Source organism: Streptomyces sp. NBC_00433 (assembly GCA_036015235.1).
Lineage (GTDB): Bacteria > Actinomycetota > Actinomycetes > Streptomycetales > Streptomycetaceae > Actinacidiphila.
The window spans coordinates 191,830-205,073 of the sequence record CP107926.1 but is presented as its reverse complement, the minus strand read 5'-3'; the positions used below and the strand labels follow the sequence as shown (position 1 = coordinate 205,073).

The following is a 13,244-nucleotide window of genomic DNA, read 5'->3' as shown; positions in this document are numbered from 1 at the left end:
GGCCTCCGCGCCGGCGCCGGCGGGGGCGTCCGTGCCGGTGGGTGCGGGTGTGGGTGCGGACGGGGTGGTCGAGGCGGCGCATCATGTGTTTCCCGCGGACGGGCGGTCGTTGCGGCGGGTGTGCGGGATGTTCGTCACGGGGGTGACGGTGATCTCGGCGGGTGAGGGCGAGGACGGTGACGGGACGACGGTGAACTCGTTCACGTCGGTGTCGTTGGATCCGCCGCTGGTGTTGTTCTGTATCCATCGTGAGTCGCGGCTGCGCGGGGAGTTGACGCGTGGCGGGCGGTTCGCGGTGAATCTGCTGGCGCGTCGTCATGAGCAGTTGGCGCAGGTCTTCGCAGGGAGGCAGGCGCCGGCTGCGGGGCGGGTGTTCTCGGCGTGGAGTGCGCGGGGGGTGCCGGTGCTGGGTGAGTCGCTGGCGTATATGGATTGTGATGTCCGTGCGGAGTATCCGGGCGGTGATCACATGATCGTGGTGGGCGAGGTCGTGGAGTTGGGTGTGCACCGGCGCCGGCAGGAGCCGCTGACGTTCTTCGAGGGGTCTTTCGGCCGCTTGGAGGAGGAGTTGCGCGCGGCGTACGCCAGGTGGGACGGCTGACCCACCCCCACCCGACCCCCCCGGCCCGACCCCCCCGGCCCGACCCCCCCGGCCCCGACCCCCCCGGTCCCCGGCCCGGGGTGCTCCCGGGCCGCCGGGTTCCCGGGGTGTCCCTCGCCGGGTGCCCCGGCCCTTCGGGGCGGGGTGCGCGCCCGTTCCCGGGTTCCCGGCCCTCGGGGCGGGGTTCCGCCCGGTTCGCGGGGCGCCCGCCCCGGGCCCCGTTCGCCGGGGCCCTGGGCCGTAGGCTGGGCCCGGGGCGGTGCCGACTGAGCGTCGCGGTGCCCGCTGGGACCTGGCGGGTGCCTGCCGGGTCCTGGCGGGTGCCTGCCGGGTCCTGGCGGGTGCCTGCCGGGTCCTGGCGGTGTCGGCCGGGTCCTGGTGGTTTCTGCGGGCTGGCGGTGGCTGCCGTGTCTTGGTGCTGCCGGCCGTTTCGTGATGTCCACCGGAACCTGGTGGTGCCCGCGGTGGGCGGTGCGTGCCGGGGTGTGGTGGTGCCGGGTGAGCGTGTCGGTGCCGACTGAGCGTCGCGGTGCCCGCTGGGTCCTGGCGGGTGCCTGCCGGGTCCTGGCGGTGTCGGCCGGGTCCTGGTGGTTTCTGCGGGCTGGCGGTGTCGGCCGGGTGCTGGTGCTTCTTGCGGGCTGCCGTGTGGCTGTTGCGGTGTTGCCGTGCTCGTCCGGGGTGTCGCGGTGCTCGCAGTGTGGGGTTGCGGGCCGGGCCGGGCCGGGCCGGGGCGGGGCGTGGCGTGGTGTTGGGCGCTGTGGTGTGGCGGGTGTGTGTCGTGGCGTCTGGCGGGGCCGGCCGGTGGTGCGTGTCGCGGCCTGTGGGGCTTTGCGAGGCGTGTGGGAGCCTGGCGCGTGTCGTGGTGCCGGCCGAGTGGCCTGGTGGTACGTGCTGAGCCTGGCGGTGGTGTCTGGCGGGTCCTGGTGTTGGTTGCCCTGCAACCTGGCGTGTGCCCGCTGAAGCCGGTGGTATCCGCAGGTTCGCGATGTCTGCCGGAACCTGCCGGAACCTGCCGGTGTCGGGGTGTCTGCCGGAGTCTGTTGTCCGGTGTGTGTGGCTGTTGTGGCTGTTGTGGTGTTGCCGTGCTCGTCGGGGTGTTGCGGTGTGTGTGGCGTGGCGTGGCGGTGCGGGGGTGGTGTCGGTCGGGGTGGGTTCGCTTGTGGTGGGGTTGCTGGGTGTCTGGCTGCCGGTCCGGCTGTCTGGCCGGCTGGTGTGGTGGTTGTTCGGTGTGGTCTTGTGGGTTGGGTCCCTTGGGGGTTGTGGGGGGCTGACGTTTTGATGCCTGTGCGTTCTGCCCGGGGGTTGTGGGGTGGGGGTGGGGGTGTCTTCGGGTGAGGAGTACCCCTGTTATGACTTTGGGTCGTGGTTGGGCGCGGTTCAACAAGGCGTTGGGTAATCGTGTCGCGGGTCCGTTGTTCGGGCGGATGCCGGGTTTTGGGCTGGTGGTGCATCGGGGGCGGGTGTCGGGGCGGGAGTACCGGACGCCGGTGAAGGTTTTCCGGCATCAGGGTGCGTATGTGGTGACGTTGCCGTACGGGTCGGGGACGGACTGGGTCAAGAACGTGCGGGCGGCGGGTGGTTGCGAGTTGGTGGTGCGTCGCCGCCGGGTGGCTCTGGTGGATCCGGTGCTGGCGGCTGATGACGGGACGGTGCGTATCCGGCGGAGTCTGCGGTTGGCGTTGAAGGTGCTGCGGGTCACGGAGTTCTTGACCCTGTCTCCGGCGCCGGCGGCCCCGGACGGCGCGGCGGGTTTTGAGGGTGGGGCGGGGCGTTCCCGCAGCGGGGACCCGACCGGGTCCCGGCGCTAGGGTCTGCCGTCCGGGTCTCCGCGGCGTCGCGGTGTCCGGCACGCGCGTCTTCCTCCTGCCTTCGGCGGGAGGTGGCCCCAGCGTTGTCGTCGGTCGACGACTCGCCCCGGCCCGAGGGCCGGGGGGTGCCCCCTCCGCGTCGCCTCCTTCCTCCGCCTTGCCGCCGCACGCACCGGACACCGCTCGTTCCTCCACGGAGATCCGAACGACAGGCCCTGGCCCGCGCCTCGGGGCCCCTCGGGGTTTCCCGGCCGGTTTCCCGGCCGGTTTCCCGGCCGGTTTCCCGGCCGGGTTCCCGGCGGGGGCCTGGGCGGTGGGCGGCCGATCCGGCCGTGCGGCTCGCGACCGGGCCCCGGCGCCAGCCCGCCCCCCTCGCGGCCCCGGGGGTTGCCGGACGGGGCTCCTGGCGGTGGGTGCGGCCTGCCCGGCCGGGGGTTCCCGGCGGGGTTGCCCTGGCGGTGGGTGCGGCCTGCCCGGCCGGGGGTTGCCTGACGGGGCTCCTGGCGGTGGGTGCGGCCTGCCCGGCCGGGGGTTCCCGGCGGGGTTGCCCTGGTGGGGGGTGTGGTTGTCCGGCCGTGGCCTGCCCGGCCGGGGGTTGCCTGACGGGGGTCCTGGCGGTGGGTGCGGGCTGTCCGCCGTGCGGGGGCTCCCGGTCGGGGTTGCCGGCCGGGGTTGTGCATGAGGTGGGCGATTGCGGTCGGCGGGTGTCCGGTTGCTGTGCCCGGGATGCGCGACCACCTCGGGTGTCGGCCAGGTCGCCTCTGCCCGGGGCGGTCGGTTGCTGTGCCGTGGGTTTCTGGCCGGGGTTGCTGCCCGGGGTTTCTGGTGGTGGGTGTGGTTCGTCTGGCCGTGGGTGTGGGCGGTGGGCGGGCGTTTTGTGGGTAAGGGCTGTCCCGCAATCCGCGGTGGGTCGGTGCGCGGTGCTGGTTGCCGTGTGTCGCTGCCGGGGTTTGCGGGGCAGCTCTTGGTCAAGGGTTTTTTCATGTGCAGGTAACCAGGGAAGGGAAGTTGTCATGCCGGCACTCGGCGGGATTCACCATGTGAAGTTCGCGGTCAGCGACATCCAGCGTTCGATCGACTGGTACGGCCGTGTCTTTGGTTTTGCCACGACGATGGAGTTCAAGGACGACGAGGGGATCGTCCGGGGTTCGGTGGGCAAGCTCACCGGTCTGGACAACACCCTGCTGGCGTTCCGTGAGAACAAGGAGCTGTCGGACTCGCTGTCCGGGTTCGACCCGGTCAGTTTCGCGGTCCAGGGCAAGGCCGAGGTGCAGTCCTGGGTCGATCACCTCAACGCGGAGGGTGTGGAGAACTCCGGTCTGCGGATCGCGGCGATCGGCTACATCGTGTTCTTCCACGACCCGGACGGCATCAAGCTGCACGTGTACTCCTTCGACACCCCCGCGCCGGACGAGATCGAGGCCTGAGAAGAGGCGGGGTGCCGCCCCGGCCCCGCCTCCTGCCCCCTGTTGGGGGGCGTGGTGCGCGGGGCCGGGGGCGGGCCCCGGTTCGGGCGGCCGGCGGCGCGTATCCGGGGGCCGGTGCTCCGTGAAGGGGAGCCACCGCCACCGGACTTGCGGGCCGCCGGGCCGGGGCCCGCTCCGGGCCTGTCCGGTGGCCGGCAGACCCGGAGCGGGCAACAACCACCCGGCACCACCCGGCACCACCCGGCACCACCCGGCACCGCGCCCCGACCCCGGGGCACCCGGTGGCCGGGGTTGTGCACGAGGTGGGCGATTGCGGTCGGCGGGTGCCCGGTTGCTGTGCCCGGATGCGCGACCACCCCGGGTGCCGGCCCGGTCGCCTCTGCCCGGGGCGGTCGGTTGCTGTGCCGTGGGTCTGTCCGGGGTGGTCTGCCACCCCGATCGGACGCCCGGTCGCCCCTGCCCGGGGGTGGGCTACGGCCCCGAGACCTGTCCGGGTGCCGCGCCCCGGCCCCGGGTGGCTACCGCCGGTTGCCGCCCTCCAGTTCGGGGGGCCGAGTACCCAGTACCTGCTCGGGACGGCCCGCCCCGAGCGTCTACTCGGCTGTCCCACTGCGACCCCGGGGGGCCGATCGCCTCATCCGACCGCGGGGCGGGTGGCTGCCGCCGGCTGTCCGCCCTGTTCCGGGGCGGGTGACTGCCCCTGGCGGGGGTGTGGTTGTTGTGCCTGCCGGGTGACTGCCCGGTACGGCGGCCCGACTGCCGTGCGGTGTGTCCTTCTGCCAGGGGGTGGCCAACTGCGCCCGACGGTGGGCTGGTTGCCGCTTTTGCGGTGGCCAACTGCGCGGTGAGTTCACCCGGTTGCCGTGCCCTGCCCCGGTGGGGTGCGGCCTGCACCGCCCGGCCCGCACCGCCTGGCCCGTACCGCTTGGCCGGTACCGCGTGGCCTGTACCGCGTGGCCGGTACCGCTTGGCCGGTACCGCTTGGCCGGTACCGCGTGGCCGGTACCGCGTGGCCGGTACCGCGTGGCCGGTACCGCTCGGCCCGCACTGCCTGGTCGGCACCGCTTGGCCGGCGCTGCCCGGCCTGTACTGCGTGGCCGGCGCCGCTTGGCCCGCACTGCCTGGCCGGTACCGCTTGGTCGGCGCTGCTTAGCCGGTACCGCGTGGCCGGTACCGCTCGGCCCGTACCGCGTGGCCCGTACCGCTTGGCCCGCACTGCGTCGTCGGTACCGCTTGGTCGGCGCTGCCCGGCCTGTACCGCTTGGCCGGCGCTGCCTGGCCGGCGCTGCCCGGCCCGCATCGCCCGGTGCCCGGCCTGTACCGCGTGGCCCGTACCGCGTGGCCCGTACCGCTTGGCCCGCACTGCGTCGTCGGTACCGCTTGGCCGGCGCCGCCCGGCCCGCACCGCGTGGTCGGTACCGCGTGGCCTGTACCGCTCGGCCGGTACCGCTTGGTCGGCGCTGCGCGGCCCGCATCGCCCGGTGCGTGGCCGGTTGTTGCTTGGTGGGTGCTGTCTGGTGGGTGGTCCGGTGTGTGGGGGTGTTCGTCGGCCTGTCCGCGGGGCGGGGTGCGGGGTGTGGGGTGTGTCCTTGGTCTCCCGGTGGGGGTTTGTTATCCGTCTTGATCGTTAAGGGTTTGTGCTGTTCGGGGCGTCATTAGTTGTAGGCGTTGATGGTTGCCGTTGTATCCGGTAGCGTGGTGTGTGGAGAGAGGAGCTGGACATGACTGGCGGCGAGTACAAGCTGGACATGACGATGATGCTGACCATCCATGATGCGTTCCGGCGTGAGCTGGACCGTATTGCGAAGGTCGCTGAGGGTGTCAGCGATGACCCGCGGACGGTCATGCGGACCGCGTTGGGGTGGAAGCTGTTCAAGACGTATCTGGGTATCCACCACACCACCGAGGACGACACGGTGTGGGGTCTGATGGAGCAGCGGCTGGCCGGTGGTCAGGATATTGCGCTGCTGCACGCGATGGAGGCCGAGCACGCGCAGATCGATCCGCTGCTGGCGGGGATGGACGCGGCGCTGGTCGATGCCGAGAACGGTCCGGCGCGGCTGGGTGAGCTGGTCGCGGAGCTGAACACCTCGTTGCGCGGGCATCTGCAGCACGAGGAGGCCGAGGGGTTGGCCCTGGTCGATTCGACGCTGACGCAGGAGGAGTGGTCGCACTTCGCTGCGGTGCATCTGAAGAAGGTCGGCGAGGACGTGGGTACGTACATGCCCTGGCTGCTGGACGATGCCGCCGCGGACTGGGTCGAGACCGTGCTGGGCCGGCTTCCCGGTTGGGGCCGTACCAAGTACGAGGGTGAGTGGAAGGCCGCCTACGACCGGCTCTCTCTCTGGACGCCTGCAGCCGGCACCACCGGCTGATCTTCGAGCCCCCCGGAGGAATCCCCGCATGTCACAGTACGAAGGAGCCACGACGGACCCGCCCGTGGCCGTTGTGGATCCGCCCGCCGACGGGCGCCGGCTCGGTGTGGCGACCTGGGTGATCGCTTTGGCGCGGTTCATGGTCGTCCTGGACGGCACGATCATGATCGTGGCGCTGCCGAGGATCCAGAACGCGCTGCACATCTCGTTGTCGAACCTGAACTGGGTGATCAACGCGTACTCGCTGACGTTCGGCGGGCTGCTGCTGGTCGCCGGGCGGGTCGGTGACGTCTATGGTCGTAAGAGGGTCTTCAGTGCCGGGCTGGTGCTGTTCGGTGCGGCGTCGCTGGCCGGGGGGCTGGCGCCCAACGGCGGCACGCTGATCACTTTCCGGGCGATCCAGGGTGTCGGTGCGGCGGTCGCCACGCCGGGTGCGCTGTCGCTGCTGATCGCGACGTTCCCCGAGGGCAAGCCCCGTACCAAGGCGCTGGGCCTGTACGGGGGGGTGACGGGTCTGGCGTCGGTGCTGGGCCTGGTGCTGGGCGGTGTGCTGACCACCTACGCGTCCTGGCGGTGGGTGCTGCTGGTCAACGTGCCCGTCGTGATCGGTGTCCTGGCGGGCGTCAACGCTTTGAGCGAGGGCGAGCCGGCCAAGCGGACCCGGATCGACATCCCCGGGGCGGTCGCGGCGACGCTGGGGGCCGGTTCGCTGGTCTTCGCCGTGGACCGGGTCGCCGAGCACGGGTGGAGCGATCCGGTCGTGGTGACCGGGCTGATCGCCGCCGCGGTGCTGCTGGGCGCGTTCGCGGTGATCCAGCGCACGAGCGAGCTGCCGATGATCCCGCGTGAGGTCCTCTCCGACCGGGGCCGTACGGGGGCGAACATCGTGACGCTGCTGATGTCGACGGGCAGCTTCGCGACGTACTTCTTCCTGACGCTGTACATGCAGCAGGTCCTCGGCTACTCCGCGCTGCGCACGGGGCTGATGTACCTGCCGCTGGCGATCGGGTTCGGTATCGCGGCCGGCGGGGTCGGGCCGGTGCTGCTGGCGCGTACCCCGGAGCGGGTCGCGCTGTCGCTGGCACTGCTGATCGCGGCGGCGGGCTCGGGGTGGTTCGCGTTCCTGAGCGTGGGCTCCAGCGTCTACGGGATGGTCCTGCCCGCTTCGCTGGTCACCGGGCTGGGCCTGGGTGCGACGGTCGTGGTCGCCACCGGGATCGGGGTGCGCGGTATCGACAGCTCCGAGGCCGGTATCGGCTCCTCGCTGCTGACCGCGAGCAGCCAGATCGGCGGTGCGCTGGGCCTGGCGGGCCTGGCGACGGTCGCCGCGACCACCACCCAGCACGCCGCGAAGGGCACCGCGCTTCCCGATGCCCTGGTCGACGGCTACACCGCGGGGTTCAAGGTCGCTGTCGGCCTGTACCTGGTGGGCATCGTGGTCGCCTGGCTGACCATCACCCCCTTCGCCGACACCCCGCAGGGCAGGGCGCAGGCCGAGGCCCGGGCCGGCGCCGACACCGGGGCGGAGGCGCAGACGGCCTAGAAGAGACGACAGGGGGGCCGGCCGGCCCCCCGGCCCGGGATGGCACCGGTACACCATCGGCGCTGGGAGCTGACGAGACGATGACCGCACTGACGTACACCGATGCCATGGGCGGCGCTCTGGAGCGGCTGCGCTCGGTCGGCTACGAGCACGGCACCATGCTCGTCAACCACGCGCCGATGGCGGCCGAGGCCATGGCCACCCTGGGCTACGCCGACGACGTCGCGACCTGGGTCGAGGGCAACCTCGCCCACCGCCGCTACAAGGACCTGCCCACCCCGCGTTTCCCGCTGACCGCCGCGGACGAGACGGACTGGCGCTCCGCGCTGGGCGACTTCGACCGCGTCACCGACTGGTGGGACCTGTTCGACCGGGAGCTGGAACTGCACCCCTGGCAGGAGGTCCTGGCCAGGTGGTGGCCCCGCCTGGTGCCGGGCATGTCGGGAGTGATGACGCACGGCGTGATCCGCACCGCGCACGCGGTACGGGCCATCGCCCACGCCGACACCACCGACACCGGCAGTACGGGCGGCAGTACGGATGGCGGTGCGGCCGGTGAGCTCTACCGGCGTGAGCTGGCGCACGGGCTGGGCTACTGGGCGGCCCGCTACTCGGTCCGCGACGCGGCCGCGCTGCAGGCGGCCGAGCCGCTCCCTCCCGCCGCCGGCGACAGCGGCGGGGACGAGGGCGGTGAGGACGGTGGGCGGGGTGCGGCGCTGGCCGCGCTGGACGACCTGGTCGCCGACGCGTGCGGGCACTACGCGGCGACCCGGGCGGGGCATCCGGTGCCGCTGATCCACGCGATCACCGGTCCGGCGGCCGTCCGGCTGGTCCTGCCCCACCTGCCGGCCGACCAGCAGTGGTCCTCCTATCTGGCCGCGCGGCACTGCAGTTTCGGTATCCGCGGCTACTACGGCCCCCCCGCACCCTCCACATCCCCCGGTGGCGGTGTTGCGGGGGGCGCCGGGGTGCCTTCCGCCGAGCAGTTGGTGGCCGACGCGGTCGAGCTGGGCGACGAGCACGCGATCAAGCTGGCCGAGGTCGCGGTGCGGCACCAGGCGCTGCTGCCCGACGAGCGGTACGCCGCGGCGGCGAACGCCGCGACGCAGCGGCTGCGGGGATTCCTCAGTTCGCACTCGTTCTATGATTGACAGCAGGGCCCGCAACAGGCCAGGAGGAGGCGTTGGACGATGGCGGACCCGGATTCGCACGGGGGTACCGCCGCTGAGCTGGCCGGCGCCCCGCTGGCACCGGAGCTGACCCGGTTCCTGCCGTATCTGATGCGCCGGGCGTTCGCGCATGTCTCCTCCACCGCCGACCGCAGTACGCAGGCCCGCGACTACGCGGTCCTGGCCGGTCTCGCCGACGGGCACGGCACCTCGCAGCAGGCGCTGGCCGAGCGGCTGGAGATCAACCGGACGATCATGGTCAAGCTGATCGACCGCCTGCAGGCGGCCGGCTATGTCACCCGTACCCGCAATCCGGACAACCGGCGCTCCTACGTGCTGTCGCTGACCGAGGCCGGGCACGCGGCGCTGGCCGGGATGCAGTCGCAGGTCCTCGAGCGCGACCGGCTGGTGACGGCGAACCTGACCGCCCCCGAGCGCGACCGGCTCAACGAGCTGCTGCGCACGGTGCTGGGCGAGCCGGACCGCACTCCGAGCACGGTCAGTACCGAGTACCTGATCACGCAGGTGTTCTACCTGCTGCGGCGGCGCGGTGACGCGCTGGTGGCCGACGCGGGGATGCGGGTGCGGGACTTCGGCGCGCTCTCGGCGATCGGCCGGCTCGGGCCGTGCCCGCAGCAGCAGTTCGCCCGGTATCTGGCGCTGACCGAGCCGGCCGCGGCGCTGATCGTCGACGAGCTGGCGGGCAAGGGCCTGGTGACCCGGGGCCAGGACCCCGACGACCGCCGCCGCTACGCGCTGGAGCTGACCGGGCTGGGCCGGGAGCGGCTGGCGTATCTGACCGGTGCGGTCGAGGGCCTGCAGGCCGAGATCGTGGAGATGTTCGGCGGCCCGCAGGCCGAGGCCGAGCTGCACACCCTGATCCACAAGGTGATCGCCGCCCCGGTGGCGGCCCCCACCGCCCACTGACCACCCCGCCCCGCCCCTGACTCGGCCCCCCCGGGGGCCGGCCCCCCAGGCGCGGGCGTGGTGCGGGCGGTGCCTGCTCCTGCCCGCTGCTCCTGCCTGATGTTCCTGCCCGATGTTCCTGCCTGATGTTCCTGCCCGATGTTCCTGTTCCTGTTCTTGTTCCTGTGTGTGAAAAGCGGTCCTCCCCGTCCTTGTTCTTGCCCGGCCGGGGGTGGGCCGTTTCGCGCGTGTGCCCGCGCCCACCCATCGACACCTGCAGAAAGTGGGGAAGTCATGTCCCAAGTCGTCGACCAGCTGGTCGGCCTGTGGGCCGGTTCGGTTTCGTACGGCACCACGGTCGAGAAGTTCACCATCGCTCTGGATGCCGATGGGTCGGCCCATCTGAACACCGCGGAGACCGGTGGCCACGGGGAGTGGCGGATGACGGGTGAGGACACGTTCGTCTTCACCATCACCGAGCGGCTGCACGAGGGCGATTCGGGTGTGTCGGGTGATACCGAGGTGACCGGTATCGATCATCTGATCATCAACATCGACGCGAAGCTGTTCGGTACGGCGTTCGTGGGCACCGGCACCGCGGAGGTCTTCGACGCGGAGGGCGCGGTGATCTTCTCGATCGCCGCTGAGACCACTGCCCAGCTGGCGCCGGCCCAGTGATCCGGACCGCGGTGCGCGGCGGATCCTCCCTGTCCTCAATCCCGGTTGCCCATTGTGACGAGAGGTACCCATGAATACGGATGTGATCGTGGTCGGCGCCGGTCCGGCGGGGATGATGCTGGCCGGTGAGCTGCGGTTGGCCGGTGTCGAGGTGACGGTGCTGGAGAAGCTGGCGGCGCCGACCGGTGAGTCGCGGGGTCTGGGGTTCACCGCCCGGACGATGGAGGTCTTCGACCAGCGCGGGCTGCTGCCGCGGCTGCCGCCTTTCGAGGTGAGCAACGTCGGTCATTTCGGTGGGCTGCCGTTGGACTTCGGGATGCTGGAGGGGGCGCATTTCGCGGGCAAGACGCTGCCGCAGTCGCAGACCGAGGCGATGCTGGCGGGTTGGACCGCCGATATCGGGGTGGATTTCCGGCGCGGGTACGAGTGCGTGGGGGTCCTGGCCGACCAGGACGGGGTGACCGCGCAGATCGGCGGGCCCGGGGGGTTCGAGGAGCTGCGGGCGAAGTACCTGGTGGGGTGTGACGGCGGGCGCAGCATGATCCGCAAGGCGATGGGGTTCGACTTCCCCGGCACGGGGGCGTCGATGGAGATGTTCCTGGCCGATCTGCGGGGCACGAACGTGCGTCCGCGGATGATCGGGGAGTCGTATCCGGGCGGGATGGTGATGGCGACCCCGCCGACCGACGGGGTGCAGCGGTTCATCGTGTGCGAGCGGGGCACGCCGCCCAGGCGGCGGACGTCGCCGATCGAGTTCGCGGAGATTTCCGATGCGTGGAAGCGGCTGACGGGGGAGGACATCAGCCATGCCGAGCCGGTGTGGCTGAGCTCGTTCGGTAACGCGACGCGGCAGGCGACGGAGTACCGGCGCGGGCGGGTGCTGCTGGCCGGGGACGCGGCGCACATCCACCTGCCGGCCGGCGGGCTGGGGATGAACACCAGCATCCAGGACGCGGTGAACCTGGGGTGGAAGCTGGCCGCGCAGGTCCACGGCTGGGCGCCCGAGGGGCTGCTGGACACCTACCACGCCGAGCGGCACGCGATCGGCCGTCGGCTGCTGATGAACACCCAGGCGCAGGGGCTGCTGTTCTTGTCCGGTGACGAGGTCCAGCCGATGCGGGACCTGTTCACCGAGCTGCTGGGCTACGACGTGGTCGCCAAGCACCTGATCGCGATGGTCTCCGGGCTGGAGATCCGCTACGACGTCGGCGCGGGCGACAGCCCCGTGCTGGGCAAGCGGCTGCCGAACCGGGACCTGGCGACGTCGGCGGGCACCGGGCCGGTCTTCGAGCTGCTGCGCACCGCGCGGGGCCTGCTGCTGGACCTGGCCGACGACGAGGGGCTGCGGGCGGCCGCCGCCCCGTGGGGCGACCGGGTCGACGTGGTCACCGGGACGCTGCCCGGCCTTGCCGGGGACGACCCGCTGGCCGCGGCGCGGGCGGTGCTGGTGCGCCCCGACGGGTACATCGCCTGGATCGACCCGGGCACCGCGGGCGGCCTGGACGAGGCCCTGCGCGGCTGGTTCGGGGCGCCGCGCGAGGCGGGGGCGGGCCGGCCGTGACGGCCGTGGAGCTGCCGGCCGGGCACGAGGTGCCGGCCGGGCACGAGGTGCCGGCCGGGCGCGGGGCGGGGGCCGCCTTCGACGTGGCCGCCGCGGTGCGGCGGCTGTCGGACCGGGCGGACCTGGCCGACCTGGCCGACCGCTACCTGCGGGCCCTGGACGAGGGGGCCTTCGACGAGCGGTGGGCGCGCTCGGTGTTCACCGACGGCGTGGAGCTGGACTTCCCGCCCGGCTCCCACAGCGGGATCGCCGGGGTGGAGGACTTCACCCGGGGCTTCATGGGGCACTGGGAGCGGACCCACCACAACGTGTCGCACTACGCGATCGAGGTGGACGGCGATGCCGCGTCCCTGGCCTGGAACGTGGTGGCCATCCACGTGCACCACGGGTCGCTGCCGCCGCCGGCGTCGGCGGCGCACTTCTATCTCGGCGGCCGGTTCGAGGGTACGGCGCGCCGTACCGGGGCGGGCTGGCGGCTGCACCGGCTGGCCTTGCGGGTGGTGTGGACCACCGGTCCGGGCATCCGTTCGATCGCCCGGGTCATGACCGGTACAGACGGAGAACAGGCAATCACCACATGGAAGGAAGGGACAGCATGACCAAGGACGTTCCCAGTGTCGAGCGGCAGCGGGAGATCATCGACATCGTCTACAACAAGGGCCTCAACGACGGGGACCTGAGTGTCGCGGACCGGTATCTGACCGCGGACTACCAGAGCCACGGCAGCTACGACGACTCGGTGCGCGGCCCGGCGTCGTTCAAGATGACCATCGAGATGCAGCACCGGTCGTTCAGCGACATCAAGTACGAGGTGCTTGACGTGGTCTCCGAGGGCGACCGCTCGGCGATCCGGTGGGTGATGAAGGGCAAGCACACCGGCCCGTTCCTGGGTATCCCGGCCACCGATATGGATGTCGAGCACCACGCGCTGCTGATCCTGCGCTTCGAGGACGACCGGATCGCCGAGCGGTGGGGCCTGGTCGACAACTTCACGCTGATGCGGACCCTGCAGGCCGTCTCCGGCGGCGGCCGCCCCGGCGGCCCCGGCGGCCCGGGCGGCGGCCCCGGCGGTCCCGGGGGGCCTGGCGGTCCTGGCGGGCGTCCGATGGGCGGTCCGCCGGCGGGTGGTCCGCCGGCCGGCGGGCGTCCGCAGCCGGCGAACTCCTCTTCCTGACC

At 72.3% G+C, this 13,244-nt stretch carries 11 protein-coding genes; all 11 read left to right on the top strand.

Features of this window, described 5'->3' with window-relative positions; genetic code table 11:
- Window positions 1-49: 49 nt before the first annotated feature.
- On the top strand, window positions 50-601 hold the full coding sequence (locus tag OG900_00860; GenBank protein ID WUH88817.1) for a flavin reductase family protein: 552 nt from the start codon (window positions 50-52) through the stop codon (window positions 599-601).
- Window positions 602-1,950: 1,349 nt separating this feature from the next.
- The gene (locus OG900_00855) at window positions 1,951-2,409 is read left to right on the top strand and encodes a nitroreductase family deazaflavin-dependent oxidoreductase (protein ID WUH88816.1); all 459 of its coding nucleotides are present in this window, start codon (window positions 1,951-1,953) and stop codon (window positions 2,407-2,409) included.
- Between the two features lie 1,013 nt (window positions 2,410-3,422).
- Window positions 3,423-3,836 carry a VOC family protein gene (locus tag OG900_00850; protein WUH88815.1) on the top strand — a complete coding sequence of 138 codons (414 nt, stop codon included), beginning with the start codon at window positions 3,423-3,425 and terminating at the stop codon, window positions 3,834-3,836.
- A 1,721-nt stretch (window positions 3,837-5,557) separates the two neighbouring features.
- Complete coding sequence (locus OG900_00845; GenBank protein WUH88814.1) at window positions 5,558-6,211, top strand: hemerythrin domain-containing protein; 654 nt, start codon at window positions 5,558-5,560, stop codon at window positions 6,209-6,211.
- A 28-nt stretch (window positions 6,212-6,239) separates the two neighbouring features.
- Window positions 6,240-7,754, top strand: coding sequence for an MFS transporter (locus OG900_00840; protein ID WUH88813.1), 1,515 nt, complete (start codon window positions 6,240-6,242; stop codon window positions 7,752-7,754).
- A gap of 80 nt (window positions 7,755-7,834) precedes the next feature.
- Window positions 7,835-8,905 (top strand): hypothetical protein, encoded by a 1,071-nt coding sequence (locus tag OG900_00835; GenBank protein ID WUH88812.1) that lies wholly within the window; start codon window positions 7,835-7,837, stop codon window positions 8,903-8,905.
- Window positions 8,906-8,944: 39 nt separating this feature from the next.
- Window positions 8,945-9,850, top strand: a complete 906-nt coding sequence (locus OG900_00830; GenBank protein ID WUH88811.1) for a MarR family transcriptional regulator — start codon at window positions 8,945-8,947, stop codon at window positions 9,848-9,850.
- A 273-nt stretch (window positions 9,851-10,123) separates the two neighbouring features.
- The gene (locus OG900_00825; protein ID WUH88810.1) at window positions 10,124-10,507 is read left to right on the top strand and encodes a hypothetical protein; all 384 of its coding nucleotides are present in this window, start codon (window positions 10,124-10,126) and stop codon (window positions 10,505-10,507) included.
- A 70-nt stretch (window positions 10,508-10,577) separates the two neighbouring features.
- Complete coding sequence (locus OG900_00820) at window positions 10,578-12,068, top strand: FAD-dependent monooxygenase (protein ID WUH88809.1); 1,491 nt, start codon at window positions 10,578-10,580, stop codon at window positions 12,066-12,068.
- The gene (locus OG900_00815) at window positions 12,065-12,667 is read left to right on the top strand and encodes a nuclear transport factor 2 family protein (protein ID WUH88808.1); all 603 of its coding nucleotides are present in this window, start codon (window positions 12,065-12,067) and stop codon (window positions 12,665-12,667) included. Before OG900_00820 ends, OG900_00815 begins: the two co-directional genes overlap by 4 nt.
- Window positions 12,664-13,242 (top strand): ester cyclase, encoded by a 579-nt coding sequence (locus OG900_00810; protein ID WUH88807.1) that lies wholly within the window; start codon window positions 12,664-12,666, stop codon window positions 13,240-13,242. The genes OG900_00815 and OG900_00810 overlap by 4 nt, the downstream gene beginning before the upstream one ends.
- The last annotated feature ends 2 nt before the right edge of the window (window positions 13,243-13,244 follow it).

Coding starts and splice junctions, on each gene's coding strand:
- OG900_00855 (WUH88816.1), top strand. CDS start 1,951: ATGACTTTGGGTCGTGGTTGGGCGCGGTTCAACAAGGCGTTGGGTAAT.
- OG900_00850 (WUH88815.1), top strand. CDS start 3,423: ATGCCGGCACTCGGCGGGATTCACCATGTGAAGTTCGCGGTCAGCGAC.
- OG900_00845 (WUH88814.1), top strand. CDS start 5,558: ATGACTGGCGGCGAGTACAAGCTGGACATGACGATGATGCTGACCATC.
- OG900_00840 (WUH88813.1), top strand. CDS start 6,240: ATGTCACAGTACGAAGGAGCCACGACGGACCCGCCCGTGGCCGTTGTG.
- OG900_00835 (WUH88812.1), top strand. CDS start 7,835: ATGACCGCACTGACGTACACCGATGCCATGGGCGGCGCTCTGGAGCGG.
- OG900_00830 (WUH88811.1), top strand. CDS start 8,945: ATGGCGGACCCGGATTCGCACGGGGGTACCGCCGCTGAGCTGGCCGGC.
- OG900_00825 (WUH88810.1), top strand. CDS start 10,124: ATGTCCCAAGTCGTCGACCAGCTGGTCGGCCTGTGGGCCGGTTCGGTT.
- OG900_00820 (WUH88809.1), top strand. CDS start 10,578: ATGAATACGGATGTGATCGTGGTCGGCGCCGGTCCGGCGGGGATGATG.
- OG900_00810 (WUH88807.1), top strand. CDS start 12,664: ATGACCAAGGACGTTCCCAGTGTCGAGCGGCAGCGGGAGATCATCGAC.